This window comes from Caldicellulosiruptor obsidiansis OB47 (assembly GCF_000145215.1).
In the GTDB taxonomy this organism is placed as follows: Bacteria; Bacillota; Thermoanaerobacteria; order Caldicellulosiruptorales; family Caldicellulosiruptoraceae; genus Caldicellulosiruptor; species Caldicellulosiruptor obsidiansis.
This window is the reverse complement of sequence record NC_014392.1, coordinates 871,961-894,842: the sequence shown is the minus strand read 5'-3', so window position 1 is coordinate 894,842 and position 22,882 is coordinate 871,961. Positions and strand designations below refer to the sequence as shown.

At 34.4% G+C, this 22,882-nt stretch carries 26 protein-coding genes and 1 riboswitch; of the genes, 3 read left to right on the top strand and 23 right to left on the bottom strand.

Annotation, left to right across the window (positions count from 1 at the left end; all coding sequences use genetic code 11):
• Positions 1-109 precede the first annotated feature (109 nt).
• Genes COB47_RS03835 through COB47_RS03820 form a run of 4 tightly spaced genes read right to left on the bottom strand, consistent with a single transcriptional unit; the run spans position 110 to position 2,784 of the window.
• Entirely contained in the window at positions 110-1,090 is a 981-nt protein-coding gene (locus COB47_RS03835) for an MraY family glycosyltransferase (RefSeq protein ID WP_013290087.1), read from the bottom strand.
• Positions 1,083-1,595: a hypothetical protein gene (locus tag COB47_RS03830; protein ID WP_013290086.1), complete on the bottom strand. Its 513-nt coding sequence runs from the start codon at positions 1,593-1,595 to the stop codon at positions 1,083-1,085. The genes COB47_RS03835 and COB47_RS03830 overlap by 8 nt, the downstream gene beginning before the upstream one ends.
• Positions 1,592-2,374, bottom strand: a complete 783-nt coding sequence (locus COB47_RS03825) for a CheR family methyltransferase (protein WP_013290085.1) — start codon at positions 2,372-2,374, stop codon at positions 1,592-1,594. The genes COB47_RS03830 and COB47_RS03825 overlap by 4 nt, the downstream gene beginning before the upstream one ends.
• A 23-nt stretch (positions 2,375-2,397) precedes the next feature.
• Positions 2,398-2,784 (bottom strand): GNAT family N-acetyltransferase, encoded by a 387-nt coding sequence (locus COB47_RS03820; RefSeq protein ID WP_013290084.1) that lies wholly within the window; start codon positions 2,782-2,784, stop codon positions 2,398-2,400.
• Positions 2,785-2,905: 121 nt separating this feature from the next.
• Here COB47_RS03820 and COB47_RS03815 point away from each other — a divergent pair, with 121 nt between their 5' ends.
• Positions 2,906-3,415 carry a MogA/MoaB family molybdenum cofactor biosynthesis protein gene (locus tag COB47_RS03815; RefSeq protein ID WP_013290083.1) on the top strand — a complete coding sequence of 170 codons (510 nt, stop codon included), beginning with the start codon at positions 2,906-2,908 and terminating at the stop codon, positions 3,413-3,415.
• Here COB47_RS03815 and COB47_RS03810 read toward each other — a convergent pair.
• The 11 genes from COB47_RS03810 to COB47_RS03760 all read right to left on the bottom strand — a co-directional run bounded on the left by COB47_RS03810 (position 3,404) and on the right by COB47_RS03760 (position 12,985).
• Complete coding sequence (locus tag COB47_RS03810) at positions 3,404-4,330, bottom strand: cyclic pyranopterin monophosphate synthase MoaC/MOSC-domain-containing protein (RefSeq protein ID WP_013290082.1); 927 nt, start codon at positions 4,328-4,330, stop codon at positions 3,404-3,406. The genes COB47_RS03815 and COB47_RS03810 overlap by 12 nt on opposite strands.
• A gap of 7 nt (positions 4,331-4,337) precedes the next feature.
• On the bottom strand, positions 4,338-5,273 hold the full coding sequence (moaA, locus tag COB47_RS03805) for a GTP 3',8-cyclase MoaA (protein ID WP_237699024.1): 936 nt from the start codon (positions 5,271-5,273) through the stop codon (positions 4,338-4,340).
• 5 nt (positions 5,274-5,278) lie between these two features.
• Entirely contained in the window at positions 5,279-6,442 is a 1,164-nt protein-coding gene (locus COB47_RS03800) for a molybdopterin molybdotransferase MoeA (RefSeq protein ID WP_013290080.1), read from the bottom strand.
• On the bottom strand, positions 6,439-7,653 hold the full coding sequence (locus tag COB47_RS03795; RefSeq protein WP_013290079.1) for a molybdopterin molybdotransferase MoeA: 1,215 nt from the start codon (positions 7,651-7,653) through the stop codon (positions 6,439-6,441). Before COB47_RS03795 ends, COB47_RS03800 begins: the two co-directional genes overlap by 4 nt.
• Positions 7,650-8,237 (bottom strand): ATP-binding cassette domain-containing protein, encoded by a 588-nt coding sequence (locus COB47_RS03790; protein WP_013290078.1) that lies wholly within the window; start codon positions 8,235-8,237, stop codon positions 7,650-7,652. Before COB47_RS03790 ends, COB47_RS03795 begins: the two co-directional genes overlap by 4 nt.
• Positions 8,230-8,862 carry an ABC transporter permease gene (locus COB47_RS03785; protein ID WP_013290077.1) on the bottom strand — a complete coding sequence of 211 codons (633 nt, stop codon included), beginning with the start codon at positions 8,860-8,862 and terminating at the stop codon, positions 8,230-8,232. The genes COB47_RS03790 and COB47_RS03785 overlap by 8 nt, the downstream gene beginning before the upstream one ends.
• Positions 8,863-8,881: 19 nt before the next feature.
• Positions 8,882-9,697 (bottom strand): substrate-binding domain-containing protein, encoded by an 816-nt coding sequence (locus COB47_RS03780; protein WP_013290076.1) that lies wholly within the window; start codon positions 9,695-9,697, stop codon positions 8,882-8,884.
• 93 nt (positions 9,698-9,790) lie between these two features.
• A riboswitch (molybdenum cofactor riboswitch) is annotated at positions 9,791-9,924 on the bottom strand.
• On the bottom strand, positions 9,918-10,604 hold the full coding sequence (locus tag COB47_RS03775) for a HesA/MoeB/ThiF family protein (RefSeq protein ID WP_013290075.1): 687 nt from the start codon (positions 10,602-10,604) through the stop codon (positions 9,918-9,920). (Overlaps the previous riboswitch by 7 nt.)
• Before the next feature lie 3 nt (positions 10,605-10,607).
• Entirely contained in the window at positions 10,608-10,838 is a 231-nt protein-coding gene (locus COB47_RS03770; protein WP_013290074.1) for a MoaD/ThiS family protein, read from the bottom strand.
• Positions 10,813-12,573, bottom strand: a complete 1,761-nt coding sequence (locus COB47_RS03765; RefSeq protein ID WP_013290073.1) for an aldehyde ferredoxin oxidoreductase family protein — start codon at positions 12,571-12,573, stop codon at positions 10,813-10,815. The genes COB47_RS03770 and COB47_RS03765 overlap by 26 nt, the downstream gene beginning before the upstream one ends.
• Position 12,574: 1 nt before the next feature.
• Positions 12,575-12,985, bottom strand: a complete 411-nt coding sequence (locus tag COB47_RS03760; protein WP_013290072.1) for a 4Fe-4S binding protein — start codon at positions 12,983-12,985, stop codon at positions 12,575-12,577.
• Positions 12,986-13,251: 266 nt separating this feature from the next.
• Here COB47_RS03760 and COB47_RS03755 point away from each other — a divergent pair, with 266 nt between their 5' ends.
• Positions 13,252-14,001 carry a fumarylacetoacetate hydrolase family protein gene (locus COB47_RS03755; RefSeq protein WP_013290071.1) on the top strand — a complete coding sequence of 250 codons (750 nt, stop codon included), beginning with the start codon at positions 13,252-13,254 and terminating at the stop codon, positions 13,999-14,001.
• Between the two features lie 218 nt (positions 14,002-14,219).
• Here COB47_RS03755 and COB47_RS03750 read toward each other — a convergent pair whose 3' ends face one another.
• The 4 genes from COB47_RS03750 to COB47_RS03735 all read right to left on the bottom strand — a co-directional run bounded on the left by COB47_RS03750 (position 14,220) and on the right by COB47_RS03735 (position 18,160).
• Complete coding sequence (locus COB47_RS03750; protein WP_013290070.1) at positions 14,220-14,894, bottom strand: hypothetical protein; 675 nt, start codon at positions 14,892-14,894, stop codon at positions 14,220-14,222.
• Complete coding sequence (locus tag COB47_RS03745) at positions 14,895-16,010, bottom strand: tetratricopeptide repeat protein (RefSeq protein ID WP_041742699.1); 1,116 nt, start codon at positions 16,008-16,010, stop codon at positions 14,895-14,897. It lies immediately after the preceding gene.
• Positions 16,011-16,136: 126 nt separating this feature from the next.
• Entirely contained in the window at positions 16,137-17,519 is a 1,383-nt protein-coding gene (locus COB47_RS03740) for a hypothetical protein (RefSeq protein WP_013290068.1), read from the bottom strand.
• A gap of 278 nt (positions 17,520-17,797) precedes the next feature.
• Positions 17,798-18,160, bottom strand: coding sequence for a hypothetical protein (locus COB47_RS03735; RefSeq protein ID WP_041742403.1), 363 nt, complete (start codon positions 18,158-18,160; stop codon positions 17,798-17,800).
• Between the two features lie 239 nt (positions 18,161-18,399).
• Here COB47_RS03735 and COB47_RS03730 point away from each other — a divergent pair, with 239 nt between their 5' ends.
• Positions 18,400-19,149 (top strand): fumarylacetoacetate hydrolase family protein, encoded by a 750-nt coding sequence (locus COB47_RS03730; protein WP_013290066.1) that lies wholly within the window; start codon positions 18,400-18,402, stop codon positions 19,147-19,149.
• A gap of 218 nt (positions 19,150-19,367) precedes the next feature.
• Here COB47_RS03730 and COB47_RS03725 read toward each other — a convergent pair whose 3' ends face one another.
• The 4 genes from COB47_RS03725 to COB47_RS12540 form a co-directional block, all read right to left on the bottom strand.
• Positions 19,368-20,042 carry a hypothetical protein gene (locus COB47_RS03725; RefSeq protein WP_013290065.1) on the bottom strand — a complete coding sequence of 225 codons (675 nt, stop codon included), beginning with the start codon at positions 20,040-20,042 and terminating at the stop codon, positions 19,368-19,370.
• Positions 20,043-21,164, bottom strand: coding sequence for a tetratricopeptide repeat protein (locus tag COB47_RS03720; protein WP_237699023.1), 1,122 nt, complete (start codon positions 21,162-21,164; stop codon positions 20,043-20,045). It lies immediately after the preceding gene.
• A 123-nt stretch (positions 21,165-21,287) separates the two neighbouring features.
• Positions 21,288-22,397: a hypothetical protein gene (locus COB47_RS03715; protein ID WP_237699000.1), complete on the bottom strand. Its 1,110-nt coding sequence runs from the start codon at positions 22,395-22,397 to the stop codon at positions 21,288-21,290.
• Positions 22,363-22,671 (bottom strand): hypothetical protein, encoded by a 309-nt coding sequence (locus tag COB47_RS12540; protein WP_237698999.1) that lies wholly within the window; start codon positions 22,669-22,671, stop codon positions 22,363-22,365. The genes COB47_RS03715 and COB47_RS12540 overlap by 35 nt, the downstream gene beginning before the upstream one ends.
• Between the last annotated feature and the right edge of the window lie 211 nt (positions 22,672-22,882).

Sequence of the window (22,882 nt, the reverse complement as noted above, 5' to 3'; positions counted from 1 at the left end):
TAAACCACCCTCTCAAAAAGTTATGTTAATCTTTCATATTAAGAAGAATATTTAATCTTTGGGTGGCTTAGAACAAGAAAAAGAACTCAAAAAAGATCTTTTTTATATCCTATCTTCTGGATAGAAGCATAATAATCAGCGATGTCAAGGAAAAACAAATGCTCACAAGGTATAAAAATAAAACTGTCTGTTTTTGGTTCAAGCCAGCTTCCAAAAGTCTGAAATGGACCTGGCTTCTGTCAGCTTGATAAATAGGTTTCCCTTCTTTGATTCTCTTGAATATGACAAAAAGGTTATCAAAAATAGGAAGACCCAACGTCAAAATGGGTACTATCAACGAAACTACCGTTGCCACTTTAAATGTTCCTTCCACAGCAATTGTCCCAAGCACAAATCCTAAAAAAGTGGCACCACTGTCGCCCATAAAGATTTTAGCGGGATGACGGTTGAATATTAAAAATGCAGAAGACACACCCACTAAAGCTGCTGCCATATATGTTGAAACCCTTGCGGTTGATATTATGCTCAGGTTCATTAGCGCAACAAAAAACAGTGTTGTCCCGGAAATTGTGGTAATACCAGCTGCAAGTCCGTCTATCCCATCAATAAAGTTTATAACAGTTGTTACTCCAAAAAGCCAAATAACTGTTGCTATATACTGGAACCAAACAGGAAAGCTTATGAATTTATGAGTAAAGGGATTTGTGATCCCTTCAATCTGTATTCCCATAAAGAATACTATTGAACATGCTAAAATCTGAACAATGAATTTTGGCAGGGCACTCAGTTCTTTCCCTTGTGATTTATACCAGTCATCTAAAAGACCTATTGCCAAAATCAAACATGAAGCAATAAAAAATCCTAAGAACTCCCTGCTAAAACCTCTTATCAAAAATTGGGATATGAAAAAAGCTAAAAAGAGAGCTATACCACCTGTCACCGGGATAGGTGTTGAATGAATTTTTCGCGGGTTTGGTCTGTCTACAAAACCAAGTTCAATAGATTTTTTCTGCACATACGGAGTGATGATGATTAAAAGAACAAACGATACCAAAAATGAAAGCGCATCCTTTATGATAAGTTCAGTCATGGTTGGCCCCTCCAAAAATTTTCAAGCTCTTGATCTTTTGCAAAATTAGCGTAAGAAGATAGTCATAGAGTATAAATATTACTTCTGATGAAACAAGTGTCAGAATGAGCCCAAATTTAAAGTGGGGAATTTCTTTTATTATTAGTTTAAACATAAAATATAAAATAATTAATGCAAGGTTGTAATACAAAAGCTTTAAAAAAAACTCTACATAAATGGGAAAACCCTTTTCACATAAAGCCTTTATTATAGGATATAGACCAAAAATGAAAATATAAACCATCGACACAAGTTTGTTGGGAATCAAGAATATCCCTAATAAAGAACACGCAATATATACAAAAAACCCTTCTTTTATCCCAAATAACCAAATTATTGTCATAATACATACAGACGAAAGAATATAAAATATGCTATTTGCCCGTGGCAAGATTGAGGCAAACACCAAAAAGATAATTGAAGTAGCTATCATCATACCTGCATATGAAATTTTTTTAGTACTCAAATATTCATCACCTTTTCATAGAAAAAGGTCTTAATAGGTTTTAGCCCATATTTCTGGGGCATAATTATCTGTTCGGTTGAACCTACAAACAAAATACCATTCATAACCAGCGATTTATTAAAATTTTTATAGACCATATCCTTTGCTTCTTCAGTAAAATATATCAAAACATTGCGGCATACAATTAAATCCATATCCTTTGGATATTGGTCTTTTAAAAGGTCATGATGTCTGAATTCAACACATCTTTTTATTTCATCACTTATGTAATATAATTCTCCATTTTCTTTAAAAAACCTTCTTACAAATTCTTGAGGTAGTCCTTCTAAACTTTTTTTCATATACACTCCTTCTTTGGCTTTTCTTATAGCATCATCGTCAATGTCGGTTGCTAAAATTTTTATTTCGCTCAAAGGGAAAAATTTAGTCAAAAGCATTACAATTGAATATGGTTCTTCACCTGTAGAACAGGCAGCAGACCATATTCTGGGTCTTTTTGTTCTCTTTAATATATACGGCATTATTTCTTTTTCGAGTATTTCCCACTGTTGGGGGTTTCTATAAAACTCTGAGACGTTGATTGTTAAATAATTTATAAATTCGTTGAAAAGTTTCTGATCCTTTGTCAAAGCCGTATAATAATCTGCAAAAGTTGCAAACCCGTTTTTTTTCATGAGCGACTCTATTCTTCTTTTCATCTGTTTTTCCTTATAATATGAAAGATTTATTCCTATATACTCCCAAATCTTTTTTTTAAACCACTCATAATCAAATTGCATCTCTTACCCTCTTTCTATAAATTTTATTGTTTACACTTAAGATTTGTATAAAATGCCTGAACATCTAAAACAAGATATTCTCCTTCTTCCACAAATCCAACTCTTCTAAAAAACCGATCATTTATACCTTTTTTTACCTTAATAAAGCTTATTGAATTCCTATAACAGTAATTAATCTGCATTTTTAAAAGTCCATCTCCAAATCCCATGTTTCTGAATTCTTTCTTCACAAAAATGATTAATATCTCAGCTATACCATTTTCAACCTTGAGCTGAGAAATTCCTAATACATTGCTGCCATCTAACACAATATGTGAAATTGCGCCTCCATCAAAAGGTATGTTGTTGACATCACAAAAAATTTTGACCTTTTCTTGGTTTTCCTGTGGCACTTCTTTAAGCTCAATCATTAAATTTTCCCTCTTTCAATACAAGAAAATATCTTATATAATTATAACAAATTCCTGTTGACTTTGAAATGCTAACTAAAAAATATTTAAGTAGAAGCCTTGCAGGAAGGAGATGAAACAAATGGGTTTTACATTCGCAGTAATCACATGCTCGGACAAAGCTTCAAGAGGAGAAAGAGAAGATTTGAGCGCAAAAGTAATAATCAATATACTGTCATCACAAGGTTATATAAATGTATTTTACAAGATTGTACCAGATGAAAAGGAAATGATAAAAGAAGCCATAATTCAGGCACAAAAAAGCGGAGCAAATCTGATACTGACAACTGGTGGAACAGGATTTTATACAAGAGATGTGACACCCGAGGCAACACTTGAAATTGTAGAAAAACAAACACCAGGCATTTCAGAGCTTATAAGATATGAAACGGGAAAGATAAACAAGAAAAGCTACCTTTCCCGTGCAGTGTCAGGAATATACAAAAACAGTTTAATAATAAATCTTCCAGGTTCACCAAAGGCAGTAAAAGAATGCCTTGAAGCAGTTTTACCAATCTTAGAGCATGGCCTCAATATCCTTTTAGAAAATGAAAGAGAATGTGGAAGTGGAGCCGACTTTTTACTCATTTAAAATCTCAATAATATCTCCCTCTTTAATTTTACCACCTTTTAATACTTTTGCAAACAGACCTTCTTTGGGCATAATACAAACTCCAACCAATCTTGCAATTTCGCAGCCGCTACCGTGGCACTTTTTTCCTATCTGGCTTATTTCAAGCAAGACATTATTCCCTATTCTCAGTTTTGTTCCAAGCGAAATTTTCTGCAGGTCCAAGTTTTCTGTTGTAATGTTCTCTGCAAACTTGCCAAAACAAAGGCCTTTGAGCCCATACTGTTCCATCTTCTTTATGCTGGATATATCAAGAAGACTCACCTGCCGATGAGAAGTTCCAGCGTGTGCATCACCTTCAATCCCATAGTTTTCAATCAAAACCGCTTCACTTACTGGTTCTTTCGGCGTTCCTTTTTGTCTGCTGATGTTGATTGACACAACCTTTGCAGTTTTATTTTCATTTTCAAAAATATAATGTCCAGATTTCCCCCCAGACTTTTCTATAAGCCTGACATCAGTAATTACTATATCTTTTTTTACCGCTTTGCACATGTCATACACCGTCTCTAAAAAAATAACCACTGCTGTGATTGCTTCCATCTCCGCACCTGTTTTTGCCTCAGTTTTTACTTCTGATATAGCTTCAATGTACCCTTCATCTCTGTTTATCCTATACGAAACGTCAACAAAAGACAAAAATATGTTGTGGCAAAGAGGTATCAGTTCGGATGTCTTTTTGGCAGCATTTATCGCCGCAACCTTAGCAGTTGCAAACACATCCCCTTTTGGTAAAAGCCTATTTTCAATTGCTTCAATAACATCCTTTCCTACAAAGATTTTACCGCTTGCTTTTGCTACCCTGAAACTTGGTTCTTTTGACGTCACATCTACCATCTTGGGAAGGCCATCTTTATCAAAATGTGTAAATTCCATCTTTACACTACCCTCCTATCTTAAACATCGGCATATCCGATTTTAGGCTTCTTATCAGCTTTTTCTTTTTGACAAAATCTTCTATCTTTTTGAGCAGGAGTTCTTCATCATCCAGAAAATCTCTCAAGTTTAAACCATCCTTATCAAACAGACAGTTGTAAAGCACGCCAGTTGATGAGACTCTGACTTTATTGCACGTTTTGCAAAAATGGTCTGATACAGAGCTTATAAATCCTACTGTGTAGTCAAAATCTTCAACATAGTAATATTTAGCAGCTGAAACCTCTTTTGTACTTAATTCTTTTATTCCTTTGAACCTTTTGATAACCTCATCTTTGCTTACAAATTCATCTTTGAAGATTTGGTTGGCAATGCCAATAGGCATAAGTTCAATAAAACGAATAATAATATTCCTCTTTTTCGCAAAGGAAATCAAATCTTCTATCTCATCAAGGTTAACAGAGCGAATGAGCACAGTGTTTATTTTCACTCTCTTGTGATCTCTCAACTCATCTATCGCTGTCAAAACCTTATCTAAACCATCAATTCCTGTTACAAACCTGTATTTTTTCTTATCTAATGTATCAAGAGAAATATTTACTGATTTGAGCGGACTTTTAATAACCTTTTTAATCTTTTCGGTATCTAACCAACCATTTGTTGTTATATTTATATTTTCTATGCCAATACTGTGTGCAAACTCAATTATCTCAAAAATGTCATCTCTCAAAAAGGGCTCTCCACCAGTAATTCGAAGTTTTTGGATCCCAAGCTTTTTAAATGCAGAGATTATTCTAAATATTTCTCCTTTTGAAAGCTGGTCTGCCCTTTCATAACACAAATCCTTTGTTCGGCAATACATGCAAAAAAAGTTGCATCTATCAGTTACAGAAAACCTTAAATAGTCTATTTTTCTTGAAAAACCATCAAACATTTTCATCACCTTTTTCAAATCATCTTAACCTCAACCAAACTTCCCTCTTCCACAACATCCACATTTACTGGCACAACTATATATCCATCTGCCCGCTTCAAACTTGAAATCACGCTTGCTCCTCTTTTTAAAACTCTTGCATGGTTTTTGCCATCCTTGTTTTCCACCTGTACTCTTATATACTCCTCAGCTCCAACGTCTGACCCAACTCTTCTTTCCAGTACAGCCATAACACTCTTTTCTTTCGGATTTAACAAATATGCGTCAAAGAAAGCCTTTAAAAAAATCTCTTTGAGAACAAAAAACATAGAAACAGGAAAACCAGGAAGTCCCATTACAAGTTTCCCATTTACCTCACCTATGACTGTTGGCTTTCCAGGTTTTATAGCTATACCATGGACAGCTACTCTGCCAAGACTTTGAATTACATCATGTGTCAAATCCTTGTCACCTTTAGATGACCCAGCATTTACAAACACAATATCAAACTCATCTAAAAGTTTTTTCAAAGTTTCTTTAAGAATATTTAAATCGTTGGATACTGGTTTGAAAACACTAATTTCAAAACCATACTGATACAGAAGCTCACTGAAAATCACCGAATTGAACTCAACAAGCTGTTCAGCTTTTTCAATTCTATCCACAAGCTCATCTCCAGTTGGCAGAAAAGCAACTTTTGGCATTTTGTAAACCTTGATATTAAGCCACCCACCAGCTTTTAGATATACCTTGTCAAAAAATGTCAAAAACTCACCTTTCTTTATTATCATCTCACCTTCTTTTATATCCTCGCCCTGTGAGCGAACGTTTTGACGTGGATAGTAGCTTTGAAAAATTTTTATTTTTCCGTTTTCCAGCTGGACATCTTCAAAAGGAATAACCGCATTGAAATTATCTATACTTTCGCCTGTTTGGACAGTTTTGAAACTTTCAACGTATTTTGGATTTGTATCATAAGCGTCGAATGTCTCTTCAGCCATCACGGCATATCCATCCATTGCAGCAACATCTGTAGGTGGGGATGTGTGAATAGCCTTGTAATCCTCTGCAACAAATCTATTTTTTGCATCATACAATGAAATCTCCTCTTCTTCTAATACCAGATATTTCTTTAGAATTTCCTGGATAGAAACTCTTGCATGCTGTGGAAGCACAGCTGAAAAATGATAATCTTTCATATCAATATCACCTCAACAATATCTCCCGGCCTGATACCAGTTTTTGTTGCATCAACCCTTATATATCCACTTGCATTATTCAAAAGATTTATCGAACCTGATTTTCCATAAAGAGGCTCAGCTAAAATCTCATCGCCAAAATGAAGCTTTACAAACACAAACTCAGTTCTGCCGGACGAAGTCGAAATAGAGGTTTTCATCTTAGCAAGAACTTTTCTTGTAGTGTCCTGCTGATGTAATATGATGTCCATAAGTTTTTTTACAAAAAAGTTGAATATAAAAAGGCAAGACACAGGATGGCCAGGAAGTCCAAAAACTGCCTTTGTGTTAACTTTTGCTATTATTGTTGGTTTGCCCGGTTTTATTGAAACACCGTCAACAAGCACCTTAGAATCTTTTAGGCTCTCAATAGCCTTTAAAGTGTTGTCGTATGTGCCAACAGAACTTCCACCTGAAATAAGAACAATGTCATTTTCCTGCAAAGCTGTGGAAAGAAGATCTTTCAAAACCTCAAAATTATCTTTTACAATCCCGTACATTTTTGGCAGAGCATATTCCTTGTAGCATGATGTGTACAGAGTGAATGAGTTCACATCATAAATCTTTGCACCATCAAGTTTTTCATCCTGCGATATTATTTCATCTCCGGTCGAGATTATACCCACTCTTATTTTTTTAAACACTTCCACTTCCCTTTTTCCTATTGCACCCAACACGCCAATTTGAGCAGGCTCAAGCTTTTGATATTTCTTTATGACGATACTGCCTTTTTTTATGTCCTCACCTTTTTTGAGTATATTTTCGCCAGGCTTTGCTGGCTTGAAAACATAGAGTTTTCCATCCTCTTCAATGGTATTTTCAAGCATCACAATGCTATTTACATTTTGCGGTACATACCCTCCTGTGAATATCCTTGCAGCTTGTCCTTTTTGTATTTGAAAGTTTGGTACCTCTCCCGTTTTCACCTCGCCTACTATTTCAAACACGGCCGGGTTTTCATCATTCGCTTCAAACGTCTCTTCACATCTTAGTGCATATCCATCAACAGTGGACTTGTCAAAGTGAGGAACATCTATATCTGCTATAATATCTTGAGCACAGATTCTAAAAACTGCTTCTTGGATAGATACCTTTTCTGATTGAAGATTAAAATTACAAAACTCATCTTTAAGTATCTCAAAAACTTCAAAATATGTTTTTAATACCTTCATTTGTAGAGCTCCCCTTCTTTAATAATCTGACCATTTTCAAAATATATCATATTACCCTTCAAAGCTGCACTTTGATGGTGCGTTACAACTATTATACACCTTTTTTGTGCTTCATCTTCTATAAGTCTGTACACAAACTCTTTTACATCTATGTCGAGAAAGGAATCGGGCTCATCCAAAAAAAGTACATCAGAAGGTATATAAAACGCTCTTAAGAAACTTATTAGCTGTCTCTGCCCAGCTGAGAGCTGATTTATGTTGGTTTTAAGAGGAACACCAAACATCTTTAAAACCTCCTGGGCAGACTTTAGATTCTCATGCGAAAGAGCAAGTGCAAGATTATATTCAACCGACCCTTTAAAAAAATATGGCTGCTGTGGAAGCATAATGTTTTTATTGAACAGATTGTGTATTATACCTAAATATTCTTTGTCCTTTCCAAATAGCATTTTCAAAAATGTGGTCTTCCCGCAACCGTTTGGTCCTTTTATAATATAAAGTCCTTTCTTTTCAAATGTGAGACTCTTACACTCAAACAATATCCTCTGCCCAAAATTCTTTTTTACATCTATCACTTTAATCAAAAGCATCACCCTGCAATATTTGCAAAATTGTATTAAAAGTAAATGAGATAGCAAGCAGTACCGCACCCAGCAAAAGAGCGTGTGAAAACTCACCCTTGGTAATTTCAAAAATTATGGCTGTTGTTAAAATCCGTGTGCTTCCTTCTATGTTCCCCCCAACAATCAAAACTCCACCAACCTCAGAAATTGCTCTTGAAAGACCTAAAACAATAGCATATATTATCTCTTTTAAATACTCCCTCACAATGGCTGTATGCCTTTTGCATCCCTTCACATTCAAATAATCCAAGTTTTCAAGAACACTATCTATATTTTTTAGTCCAGACAGGGTATACAGTGTGACTATAGGAACAATGAGTATTACCTGGGTAATGATCATAGCCCATTTGGTAAAAAGTATGTCCAAAAAACCAAGAGGACCTTTTCTGGAAAGAAGTATATATACCAGCAGTCCTGCGAGCACGGGTGGTAGCCCAGATAGAGTATAAACTATTCTAATTAGCATCTTTCTGTATTTAAATCTTTTGACTTTGAGAAAATATCCTGCAGGAACACCTATCAAAATCGCCAAGAATGTCGAAGGAATACAAACAATCAAAGTTGAAAGAACTACATTTGCCAACATCTCGTTACCTCTTGACCACTCATTTTACAACTCTGTATATTTCTTTTTTGAAGAATTTTTGGTTAAAAGAACTTACAAGATTTTTAAATTCCTTGCTTTTCAAGTATGCAGCAAACTTGGAAAGCTGTACTTTTTTAGGTGAGTAAGCAAAGTAATATATATTTGTAAGTACTTGCTCCTTTGAATTTTGATAAACTACATCCAAACTATCTAATTTATCTTTCATTTTGTAAAATGTTGCTTCATCGGTGAGAATAAAAGCTCCCTTTTCATTTGCAAGATTTAGACTCATTCCCATACCCTGCCCTGACTTTATATATCCTCCAAAATTTGGCTGGACCTTTGCTAACTTCCATATCTCAAGTTCTCTAATATAAGTTGCTGAATTGTCTGCACGTGACACAAATTTAAAGTTATTTTTTCTTATCAGTGCAAAAGCTTCTTGGACACTTTTTACCTTTTTAAATAAATCCTTTTTATCTTTTGGCCCAACAAGTATAAAATAGTTCGAAACAAATGCGCTATAACCATTTATCAGCTTTGTTTTTTCAAGTTCATCTAAAAATGACCTTTCATGTATTATTATTCCATCAGCATCGCCATTTTTGAAAATCTTGACTGCCTGACCGCTTCCTACTGAAATGAATGCCAATTTCATATTGTTCTTCTTTTTGAATGCAGGTATTACAAAGTCCAGAAAACCACTATCGTATATACTTGTAGTTGTAGCTATCTTGAAAGTTTTATAGTAAGAAAATGAAAGAAAGCTTAAAGTAGCAACGAAAATAAAAGTAAGTAGTACTGCAAAATTTCTGAGATACTTTTCTTTTTGCATTTTCTGGTCTCCCGCCTTTTTGTATTTTCAAAAATAAAAAAGGATACTCTCCCGCTTTGAAACTTGAAGCAAAAGAGTATCCTTCTAAAACCAAGTTTTAGAAGAATCTTTCCTTTCCAAAGCGGGAGGCGCAGCGGTTTCCCAAATCTGCACCCTATCGGCCATAGCACCATGAAGAGAATAAACTTCTCTTTTTAGGCTGCTATGGCTCGGAAAGATTCTAAAATTCGAAAATTCTATATTCATTTGTCAGAAGATTTATAATCATACACTTTCCAATTAAGTTCTCACCCTGATCTGATATCAGCTTACAAAACTCAGAAAGTTCAAAGGCTGCTGTCAGCATTGGTGCAAAAATCGGGTTGCCAAGGTCTTTTTCAGCACCCTCAACATTTGTCTCTCCCAAAAGTTTTTCTATTCCATGTGTGTCTTTTGTAATGATGGCAATCTGGGCATACCAGCCAGCACACCCTCCGTGAATTAAAACCTTGTCCATCTTTTGTGCAAACTTTGAAAGACTCTTTCTTATTTCTATATTGTCAGTTGCATCAAAGATATAACTTGCTTCCATCAAAAATATATCAAGGTTTTCTAAATAAGCCTTTTCCTTTATTGGTTCAAAATAAACTGCAGGATTTATTTCTTTTACTCTTTTTTCAGCCTCAAATACTTTGAATTTTCCAAGGTTGCTTACATTAGAAATTATCTGCCTATTTAAATTCGTCTCATCAAAAGAGTCCATATCAACTGCTATAATTTTTTTTACTCCAAGTCGTGCCAGACCTTCAATTAAAAAACCACCTATTCCGCCTACTCCAACAACCGCAACTGTTGTTGAAAAAAGTTTTTTTTGAGCATCTATACTCAAAGCACCTATGTTTTTTATATATCTTCCTTGTATAGCCATATATTATCCTCCAGTTGCATATGGAGTTATATACACACTATCATTTTCCGACAACACATAGCTAAAGTCAACCCTTTTTTGATTAACAACCACAAATCCAACCTTGTCTTTTGGAATGTTTAAGTTCTCAAGAAGCTTTTCTACATTTGTGTTCTGGTCAATCTCAATTTCCATTTTGCCTATCCTGCTGCCATACCTGCTAAAGAAACTATTTACCTCTACTCCAATCTTCATATTCTTTTTCCACCCTCTCGATATACATCTTCAAAAGCCTATTTAACCTCTCTTCATCCATCTTTCCCCACATTGTAGGTGTTTCAAATATTCTCTTCGGAAATTTATAATTTTCAAGTGAATATCCAAGCTCCTTTTTGATTTTTAGTTTAGTAAAAAATACGTCATTTGCAAGTCGTGTAAGGTCATCATTAGTCCAGTTTATACCAACCGCATTTAATGCTTTCAAGATAGTTGACCTGTCATACACCTTTCGTGCAAATAGACATATGCACAGCGATGTGAGCACTGCTCTTTCCTTCTCTTCATTAATCACATAATCTATTATTTCCTCATCTTTTAATTCTTTTGCGCTCTGGTCATAAGAGTAACCTGCATTGTCTAAGTGAGAATGCCTTGCACCAACTGTTTGACCAAGCGCAAATGCATAGCCTGTATGATATCCTGCCATCTCATTGCCACCATACAAAAGTGCAAACTCTTCTCCTCCATATTTTTTCACAGCCTCTTTGAGACCTTTGCCAATTGTGTAGTAAAACTCGTTTACCCTGTCTGCAATATTGTCAATTGCTTTTACATACTCCATGGTGTTGCCAAACTCAAGGTCAGCAAGAGTGTCTTCTCTTGAGATAAGACCTTTTTTGAGTGCTTCTGTTGCCCATGCCAATACAACACCTGTTGAGATAGCATCAAGTCCTGCAAGTTCTACCTCATCAATAATCTGAAGGACCTCATCAGTTGTTTTTATTCCTAAAAGACTACCTAAAGCATATATAAGTTCATGGTCATACGATACAGCAATAGACTCATACTCATATCCCTTGTCAAACTCGCGTCTGAACTGCCCTATATGGATGCATCCAATGGGACAGCCAACACACGAAACCTTTCTGACCAGGTTCTTTTCGGCAAACGTCTCACCTGAGATATCGTCCGCATGCTCAAATGTAGACTGAAGTAAATTCTTAGTTGGAAGAGAACTTATGCTGTTTAGCACTTTGATGTTCATAGGTGTCCCAAGCTCATGATACTTCGCCATTGCATCTGTCTGTGTAACTTTTTTGTATATCTCCTGATAAGTCTTAAAGTACTCTTTTAAATTCGAAATAGGCAAATCCTCTTCGCCCATTATCATCATCGCTTTGAGGTTTTTGCTTCCAAAGACTGCTCCTATGCCAAGCCTTCCAAAATGTCTGTAAGTATCAACGTTGACACAAGAGTATGTTACAAGGTTTTCGCCTGCCCTGCCAATTCTGATTATACTTCTTTTCCCTGGACCTGGCTCTCTTTCTCTTATAACCCTTCCTGTCTCCTCTATGTCAAGTCCCCACATAGCTCTTGCATCTTTAAATTCAATATTCTTATCTGTAATGACAAGGTATGTGGGCTTTTGAGCTTTTCCTGTTATAACTATTGCATCATACCCTGCATTTCTTATAGCCATTGCAAGTCTGCCACCTGCATGACTTTCCCCGTATTCTCCTGTATGGGGTGAGACAAAAGTAGCAACAGCTTTTGTCACAACAGGAAAGATAGTTGAAAGAGGTCCTATAGATATAATGAGAGGCTGGCTTTCATGCAAAGGGTCAACACCTTTTTTCATATTTTCCTCTAAAAGTTTTGCTGCAACACCTGCTCCGCCTAAGTATTTGTAAAGATCCTCCCTTTCTTGAATATCTGCTTTTTTGTTTGTAAGGTCAATATAAAGCACTCTTATAAAGTCCTTGCCTATCATCTTACTCACTCACCTCTTCCATTGAAAGACAATTGTGTGGGCACATTCTCACACATGCCCCACAGTGTTTGCAAACAATTGGGATTTTTCTATCATAGTCCATGTGAATTGAACCAACTATGCATGCGCTAACACATTTTTCGCATGCAATGCATTTTTCTTCAATTAGCTTAACACCGCCACCGGGCCTTTTAACAAGCGCATTTGTGGGACAAGCCTCTGCACACGCTGGTTCTTTGCACGCAACACAAACTGTTGCTGCAAACTTACTCTGAAGTCCTCCTCTTGTCTTAACTTTTATTGAGCTTTTTGCAAGGTTGTGATTGTTATGGTTCACTGCTGCACATGTGAGCATGCATGTAAAGCATCCAAGACATTTGTTCATATTATCAGCTCGAAGAACCTTTGGCAATTAAATCACCACCTGTAAAATCATATTTTAAAACTTTCTAAAATTATTATCCTCTAATAAAAATACTAATTTAATTAATACCCAAAATATCAGTTCCTTAATCACCCAAAATCCAAATTTCGTTTAAAATTTAACAATCTTATTATATCATCCAAAATGAAAGTTTACAAGAGGCTACTTGCAATTTATTATTTGTGTTTTTAGGCACGATATTATATAATCTTAACTAAGTTATATTTTACATTATTGAGAGGTGCTAAAGACACATGAAAGTCGGAAGATTTTTTTATGCAAATAAAACATTTTTTGGACTTGTGGAAGACAGTATTGTAAAAGTTGTAAAAAGTCTCGAACCATTGAAAGTGGGTAAAGAGTCTTATTCAATAGAGGATTTAAAAATTTTGCCGCCTGTCAAGCCTTCAAAGATTGTCTGTGTAGGTCTTAACTACAAAGATCATGCGAAAGAACTTGGACTTGAACTTCCAGAAAGTCCTGTGCTATTCCTAAAACCCCCGACATGTGTGATTGGCCACAACGACAGTATAATTTATCCGCAGCATATGAGTAGCCAAGTGGACTATGAAGGAGAGCTTGCGGTGGTTATAAAAAAAGAGTGTCACAATGTAAAACCTCAAGAGGCAGATGAGTACATACTTGGTTATACATGCGCAAATGATGTGACAGCAAGGGATCTTCAGCCTAAAAATGGTCAGTGGACTGTAGCAAAATCTTTTGACACTTTTCTACCACTTGGTCCTATTATAACAGATGAAATTGACCCAAACAACAGCCCAATTAAAACCTATCTTAATGGCAAACTTGTTCAAAATTCTAACACAAGCAATTTCATCTTCACTGTGCAGGAGCTTGTAAGTTATGTAAGCTCTATAATGACCTTAAAACCTTTTGACGTGATAATAACAGGAACTCCTTCTGGAATTGGAAGCATGAAAAAAGGAGATGTTGTTGAAGTTGAAATCGAAGGAATTGGAAAGCTTGTTAATTATGTTATTTAATATGGAATTTTTATATTGAGTAAATAATAGGGGGAGAGACTTTTGGATTTATATTACACCTCTCTCCCCTTCTTCTCTAATCATCACCTTAAACATATATAAAAAATATGGCAAAAACTATTTTGGTAAATAATTTTTCACCAACGTCACTTTCTCTAACAATTTTTAATTTTTCTTTCAAATTCTATTGTGAAAAATACTATTTTCTCTTCTCAGTTTTACAACGATGTCTTTAAAATCCCTGCTTCGATTCCATAGGTAGTTGGGGTTATTATAAAATAATCTTCCAAAAGATAGAGCCCATTAATAAAAAATCTAATTTTCCATTTACCTGTTGGTATTTGATCAGTTAATTCTACATAATGCCATTCAATTATACCATCTTCTTTTTTCTCTTCACTCCATACAATACCACTACTTTGTGAAAAAAATTGTCCATCAGGTCTATACCACAAAATACTACTCTGATGAAATCCTAAAACATCACTATACTCTATTCTTACATATATTCTATTATCTTTCTTGGAAAAAGCTCTTTTATACACTACTTCTCCATCTTCTACCATTTCGCTACAAAAACCAAAGTTTTTCACAAATATGCTTGGTTCAAAGTCGTAGGTTAAGATTTCGTCATTGGCATTTATCGCAATGCAGGAAAATATTTGTCCATCTTCAGTCGGAATAACAAATGGAGCTGTCGGATCAATTAGCCTTATGTTGTCATCAATCACAAAAATATACTTGTAAGCATCTGATGGTAATAATTCTAACTCACATACAAAACTTTCGCCATCTCTTGTCATAGGAATATATTCCTTCCCTTTTTTCTCTGAAAAAATCTCTAAAAAAACCTTCTCAGCATCCCCAAACATGCATTCAAACCGGTATCTCATCTATCTCCAACCCCTCTTTGCTATCTCTTTATCACTTCTCAGCACATTTGTGGTCAAACATTTTTTCCTGTTCTCTTCAACCCATCTCTTCCACATAACCTCAAGTTCCTTCTTCTCTTTCTCACTTAGCTTAAACTCTTTTACCCACCTCTGAAAAAGTGGAAATGGATAAAGCTGTATATTACTCTTCCCAAAACCTATCAACGCTCTCTTACCCTTTTCAATATCCCCTACCTTTCGATAATAGTAAATCCCTAAATAATCTGGATCTTCCTTCTTCATAATTTCTTCTGCCTCTTTATATTTGCCATCAATTAGTTTGTTTAGAAATTCTAACATTTTTAATTGAAACTTATAATTTTTAAAATAATCTTTGTATTTTGGATAATTCTTTTTCCAGATGCTGTACACATTTCTTAATTTATCCTTCATGCCTAACTCATAATAACAGTCTCCTGAATATGATAGAAGTTCAATATATCTTTTTAAAAATTTATTTTCATTATCTTCCTTATAAAGTTCCAAGAACTTTTCTATGTATTCAAGTGCTTTCTTGTAATTCCCATATGCTTCCAAATACGTTTCTGCAAGACTATAGTATGCCATGGTATTAAAGTACCACGTGTCTCTTGGATTCGTAGAGTCACTTATCTTTAAGGATTTTTCTAACCAGCTGACGGATTCTTTCATTCTTTCTATTTCTCCAAGTTCCCAACTTCTCTGAGCAACAGCAATAGATTTTGCATAATATGCCATTTTTCTCATCAATCTCGATGTTCTATTATCTATACTTTTCAAAGCAAGGTCTGCATAATACTCCTCCATCATCGGATTATCAATCTGGTGAGCTATCTCCACAAGTCGATAATAACCGTTTATTTTTTCATCAGAAGTTTTAGCATTTTTAACAATCCATTTAGCAAGAGCTGCAGCGTTATTATACTCTCCTCTATCTTGCATGCTTGTTATCACATCATGTGTATCATTAATTGACAAAGTGTTCATTATAACTTTGCCATCTACAATGATATATCTGTTTGAAAAAAATCTAAAACCAAAATAAACCAGTATTAAACCTATCAATCCAATTATCAGCCACTTCCTGCTTTTTCTCATCCTTTTCAACTCTCATTCCCCTTCTTTTTACAAACTTTTTTACCGGATATATTCTATCAAAAAGCAGTCATTTTCTTCAATATAAAGCACACAGAGCTTCAAATAAAGCTCTGTGTGCAAAGACTTTTAATGACCAAAAGCTGGTTTTGCTACTTTTGTTGTAAAATCAAATACTTTTTTGAGCTTTTCTAAATTTCCAGATAGTTCTGCCGATTTTGCTAATTTATCCAATCCTTTGGTGCCTGCTACGCTAACCCCTACTTCGAACAGTGCTTTACCTACCATCTCTCCTTTCTTGTAAGCATCACCTTTTATAAATTCATTCTTTGCATTCGCAACAACCTGCTCTGCATAATTTAATGCTGCCTGAGGATGTTTAACTAATGTTTTTGCTCCTTCAATAACTTGTTTTGGATGAGTTACTATATCAACTACACTCTTTACAGTATTTACAGCACCTTTTACAACTCCAACAGAAACTCCTATCTTAAACTTTGTATCATTTGGTAATGCAACCCACACTCCCTGCAGAGTTGTCTTTGTATTATTGAATGATTTTTCATCAATGCTCAGTTGTAAGCTGTTTTCCGAGGACATCTTTTCTGCCGAAGAAGAATGAGTTACCTTAGCTAAATTTATTTCAGCTTTTCCATTGTTCTTTACTGCTCCCCCAACTGTTACATTAACTTCCTGATTATGTGTCTTCAAAAGCACCAGTTTTGTTCCACCTGCAATCTCAGCACCCCTTTTGTTAACTGTTACATCACTTACAATTTCAGTTTTATCATTAACTTTCATACTCGTGCTAGTCTCAAAACTCTTGCTAATTTTTCTCTTCTCTAATTCCAAATTCAATTTACCAAAATTGCTGTGCTCAACTGAAACAGGAGCACTCTTTGCATTTGCCTTATGCTGGTATGACTTTTCAACTCCTAATTCGCCACTCACTGAAGATGTAAACTTCAAATATAATTTGTTGCCTGCTACATTCAAAGTTATTTTTTTCTCTTTTATAGTTTTATTCCCTTCAACAGAAATACTATTTGTTGTTGTAACATCTACAGCTTTTTTCAAACCTTCTTTAATATCCTTTGTAACAGACTCTAATTTTTCTCCAGTTGATTTTACTACTGAAGAAATTTTGCGCTCTACTGTTTTAACTGTGTTATTCAAATTTGAAGCTGTAGATTTTACAAAATTGTTAACTTTGTTCTGAATATTTTTTGATGTGTCACTAATATCTTTTTTGATATTCGAAAAAATACCCAAAATCCCTCCACTATTTTCTGTATTCGAACTATGAGTTTTATTATTAGTAGAAGCTTTTTGTGAAGAAGTGGTTGAGAGTGTAACCTTGTATGGATCAGTTGACTGCACAGAAGGTTTATTAGGCACAATCCAACCTTTTGAGAGCGAATAAGCAGAAACACTGTGATTGGAACTACTGACCTTAGAATTGTTGCTAATACTCTTATTTAGATTATAATTCGTAATAATTTTATTAATCATACCCCTCACTCCTAATTTTCTTAATTTTGATTTGATTATATTTTAATAAAAAAAAAAAAAAAACAAGGTATAATATTGATGAATTTTTTCATATAATTGCTACTAAATTTGTCTAATATGCAAAATATAAAATGGAAGCTAAGGCAAAAAGATAATTAAATAGTTTATCATGTTTGAAAATTATTGATAGGTAACTTTATGCATTTTGTCTTAATAACGTATAAAATAAAAGAAGCTGCCCATTAATCTTTTTGGACAGCCTCTATTAATTAGAAATATCATACAGCATTGTGAACAAACGCAACTATCTTTCTGCAAGGAATGTCAACTATTGAACCAAGTCCGCAAAATCTTCTGCGTGGCGGGCAGCATCTTTCTCTTCGATGATGTTCGCCAAACTCTTCTCTTGAGTCATAGCCTCTGTACCAGAATGGGTCATCTGGTGGTGTTCCTATTGTTACAATAAGCCTTACAAACCTTGGAGTAACTAATGCTAAAACACCAGTAAATCCCTGACCACTTTCCCCTCCGCTTTCTGTAAATACCGTAACTGTTTCTCCTAAATATCTTCTCATGTGTTCACAGATATCGTGGCAGTGATGTTCATGCCCTTCATACCTCAAATCCATTTCTTCTGACATCATTTCTTACCTCCCATAATTCATATTATGTCTTTTTCCATTTTTAATTAATACCCAAAATATCAGTTCCTTAATCACCCAAAATCCAAATTTCGTTTAAAATTTAACAATCTTATTATATCATCCAAAATGAAAGTTTACAAGAGGCTACTTGCAATTTATTATTTGTGTTTTTAGGCACGATATTATATAATCTTAACTAAGTTATATTTTACATTATTGAGAGGTGCTAAAGACACATGAAAGTCGGAAGATTTTTTTATGCAAATAAAACATTTTTTGGACTTGTGGAAGACAGTATTGTAAAAGTTGTAAAAAGTCTCGAACCATTGAAAGTGGGTAAAGAGTCTTATTCAATAGAGGATTTAAAAATTTTGCCGCCTGTCAAGCCTTCAAAGATTGTCTGTGTAGGTCTTAACTACAAAGACCATGCGAAAGAACTTGGACTTGAACTTCCAGAAAGTCCTGTGCTATTCCTAAAACCCCCGACATGTGTGATTGGCCACAACGACAGTATAATTTATCCGCAGCATATGAGTAGCCAAGTGGACTATGAAGGAGAGCTTGCGGTGGTTATAAAAAAAGAGTGTCGCAATGTCAAACCCCAAGAGGCAGATGAGTACATACTTGGTTATACATGCGCAAATGATGTGACAGCAAGGGATCTTCAGCCTAAAAATGGTCAGTGGACTGTAGCAAAATCTTTTGACACTTTTCTACCACTTGGTCCTATTATAACAGATGAAATTGACCCAAACAACAGCCCAATCAAAACCTATCTTAATGGCAAACTTGTTCAAAATTCTAACACAAGCAATTTCATCTTCACCGTGCAGGAGCTTGTAAGTTATGTAAGCTCTATAATGACCTTAAAACCTTTTGATGTGATAATAACAGGAACTCCTTCTGGAATTGGAAGCATGAAAAAAGGAGATATTGTTGAAGTTGAAATCGAAGGAATTGGAAAGCTTGTTAATTATGTTATTTAATATGGAATTTTTATATTGAGTAAATAATAGGGGGAGAGACTTTTGGATTTATATTACACCTCTCTCCCCTTCTTCTCTAATCATCACCTTAAACATATATAAAAAATATGGCAAAAACTATTTTGGTAAATAATTTTTCACCAACGTCACTTTCTCTAACAATTTTTAATTTTTCTTTCAAATTCTATTGTGAAAAATACTATTTTCTCTTCTCAGTTTTACAACGATGTCTTTAAAATCCCTGCTTCGATTCCATAGGTAGTTGGGGTTATTATAAAATAATCTTCCAAAAGATAGAGCCCATTAATAAAAAATCTAATTTTCCATTTACCTGTTGGTATTTGATCAGTTAATTCTACATAATGCCATTCAATTATACCATCTTCTTTTTTCTCTTCACTCCATATAATACCACTACTTTGTGAAAAAAATTGTCCATCAGGTCTATACCACAAAATACTACTCTGATGAAATCCTAAAACATCACTATACTCTATTCTTACATATATTCTATTGTCTTTCTTGGAAAAAGCTCTTTTATACACTACTTCTCCATCTTCTACCATTTTGCTACAAAAACCAAAGTTTTTCACAAATATGCTTGGTTCAAAGTCGTAGGTTAAGATTTCGTCATTGGCATTTATCGCAATGCAGGAAAATATTTGTCCATCTTCAGTAGGAATAACAAATGGAGCTGTCGGATCAATTAGCCTTATGTTGTCATCAATCACAAAAATATACTTGTAAGCATCTGATGGTAATAATTCTAACTCACATACAAAACTTTCGCCATCTCTTGTCATAGGAATATATTCCTTCCCTTTTTTCTCTGAAAAAATCTCTAAAAAAACCTTCTCAGCATCCCCAAACATGCATTCAAACCGGTATCTCATCTATCTCCAACCCCTCTTTGCTATCTCTTTATCACTTCTCAGTACATTTGTGTTCAAACATCTTTTCCTGTTCTCTTCAACCCATCTCTTCCACATAACCTCAAGTTCCTTCTTCTCTTTCTCACTTAGCTTAAACTCTTTTACCCACCTCTGAAAAAGTGGAAATGGATAAAGCTGTATATTACTCTTCCCAAAACCTATCAACGCTTTCTTACCCTTTTCAATATCTCCTACCTTTCGATAATAGTAAATCCCTAAATAATCTGGATCTTCCTTCTTCATAATTTCTTCTGCCTCTTTATATTTGCCATCAATTAGTTTGTTAAAAAACTCTAACTTTTTTAATTGAAATTTGTAATTCTTAAAATAATCCTTGTATTTCGGATAATTCTTTTTCCAGATGCTGTACACCTCTCTTAATTTATCCTTCATACCTAACTCATAATAGCAATTCCCTGAATATGATAGAAGTTCAATATAATTATCCAAAAAACTATTTTCTTTATCCTCCTTTACCAGTTCTAAAAACTTTTCTATGTATTTAAGCGCTTTCCTGTAATCTCCATATGCTTCCAAATATATTTGTGCAAGACCATAGTATGCTTCAGTGTTAAAGTGCCAAGTGTCTTTAAAATTAATTGGGTCATTTATCTTTAGCGATTTTTCAAACCAGTCAATAGATTCTTTCATTCTTTCTATTTCTCCAAGCTTCCAACTTCTCTGTGCAATTGCAACAGCTTTTGTATAATATGCTACCTTCTTCATTATTTCTGAGGTTTTATTGTCAATACTTTTCAAAGCAAGATTTGCATAATACTCCTCCATCATCGGATTGTCAATTTGGTAGGCTATTTCCGCAAGTCTAAAATAACCGTTTATTTTATCGTCAGAAGTTTTAGCATTTTTAACAATCCATTTAGCAAGAGCTGCAGCATCGTCATACTCCTCTTTATCTTCCATATCAGTTATTGCCTCATGTGTACCATCAATTGATAAAGTGTTCATCAAAACCCTGTCACCTACAATAATGTAGGTGGGGTTTGAAAAAAACTTCAACACCAAATAGACCAGTATTAAACCTATTATTCCGATTATTATCCATTTTCTGTTGTGCCTTATCATTTTCAACTCTCATTCCCCTTCTTTTTACAAACTTTTTTACTGGATATATTCTATCAAAAAGCAGTCATTTTCTTCAATATAAAGCACACAGAACTTTAAATAAAGCTCTGTGTGCAAAGACTTTTAATGACCAAAAGCTGGTTTTGCTACTCTTGTCGTAAAATCAAATACTTTTTTGAGCTTTCCTAAATTTCCAGATACTTCTGCTGATTTTGCTAATTTATCCAATCCTTTGGTGCCTGCTACGCTAACCCCTACTTCAAACAGTGCTTTACCTACTATTTCTCCTTTTTTGTAAGCATCACCATTTATAAATTCATTCTTTGCATTCGTAACAGCCTGCTCTGCATAATTTAATGCTGCCTGAGGATGTTTAACTAATGTTTTTGCTCCTTCAATAACTTGTTTTGGATGAGTTACTATATCAACTACACTCTTTACAGTATTTACAGCACCTTTTACAACTCCAACAGAAACTCCTATCCCAAACTTTGTATCATTTGGTAGTGCAAGCCATACTCCCTGCAGAGTTGTCTTTGTATTATTGAATGATTTTTCATCAATGCTCAGTTGTACGCTGTTTTCCGAGGACATCTTTTCTGCCGAAGAAGAATGAGTTACCTTAGCTAAATTTATTTCAGCTTTTCCATTGCTTTTTACTGTTCCGCCAACTGTTGCATTTACTTCCTGGCTATGTGTCTTCAATAGTACAAACTTTACTCCACCTGTAATCTCAGTGCTTTCTTTGCTAACTGTTATCTTATTTTCGATTTTAGTTTTATTACCAATTTTAATACTTGTGCCAGATTCAAAACTTTTTCCTATTTTCTTCTTTTCCAATTCTAAATTCAATTTACCAGAATTATTGTGCTCAACTGAAACAGGAGCATTCTTTGTATTTGCTTTGTACTGAGAAGATTTTTCAACTCCTACTTCTCCACTTACTGAAGATGTAAATTTCAGATACATTTTGTTGCCTGCTACATTCAAAGTTATTTTTTTCTCTTTTATAGTTTTATTCCCTTCAACAGAAATACTATTTGTTGTTGTAACATCTACAGCTTTTTTCAAACCTTCTTTAATATCCTTTGTAACAGACTCTAATTTTTCTCCAGTTGATTTTACTACTGAAGAAATTTTGCGCTCTACTGTTTTAACTGTGTTATTCAAATTTGAAGCTGTAGATTTTACAAAATTGTTAACTTTGTTCTGAATAATTTTTTGCTGTGTCACTAATATCTTTTTTGATATTCGAAAAAATACCCAAAATCCCTCCACTATTTTCTGTATTCGAACTATGAGTTTTATTATTAGTAGAAGCTTTTTGTGAAGAAGTGGTTGAGAGTGTAACCTTGTATGGATCAGTTGACTGCACAGAAGGTTTATTAGGCACAATCCAACCTTTTGAGAGCGAATAAGCAGAAACACTGTGATTGGAACTACTGACCTTAGAATTGTTGCTAATACTCTTATTTAGATTATAATTCGTAATAATTTTATTAATCATACCCCTCACTCCTAATTTTCTTAATTTTGATTTGATTATATTTTAATAAAAAAAAAAAAAAACAAGGTATAATATTGATGAATTTTTTCATATAATTGCTACTAAATTTGTCTAATATGCAAAATATAAAATGGAAGCTAAGGCAAAAAGATAATTAAATAGTTTATCATGTTTGAAAATCATTGACAGGTAACTTTATGCATTTTGTCTT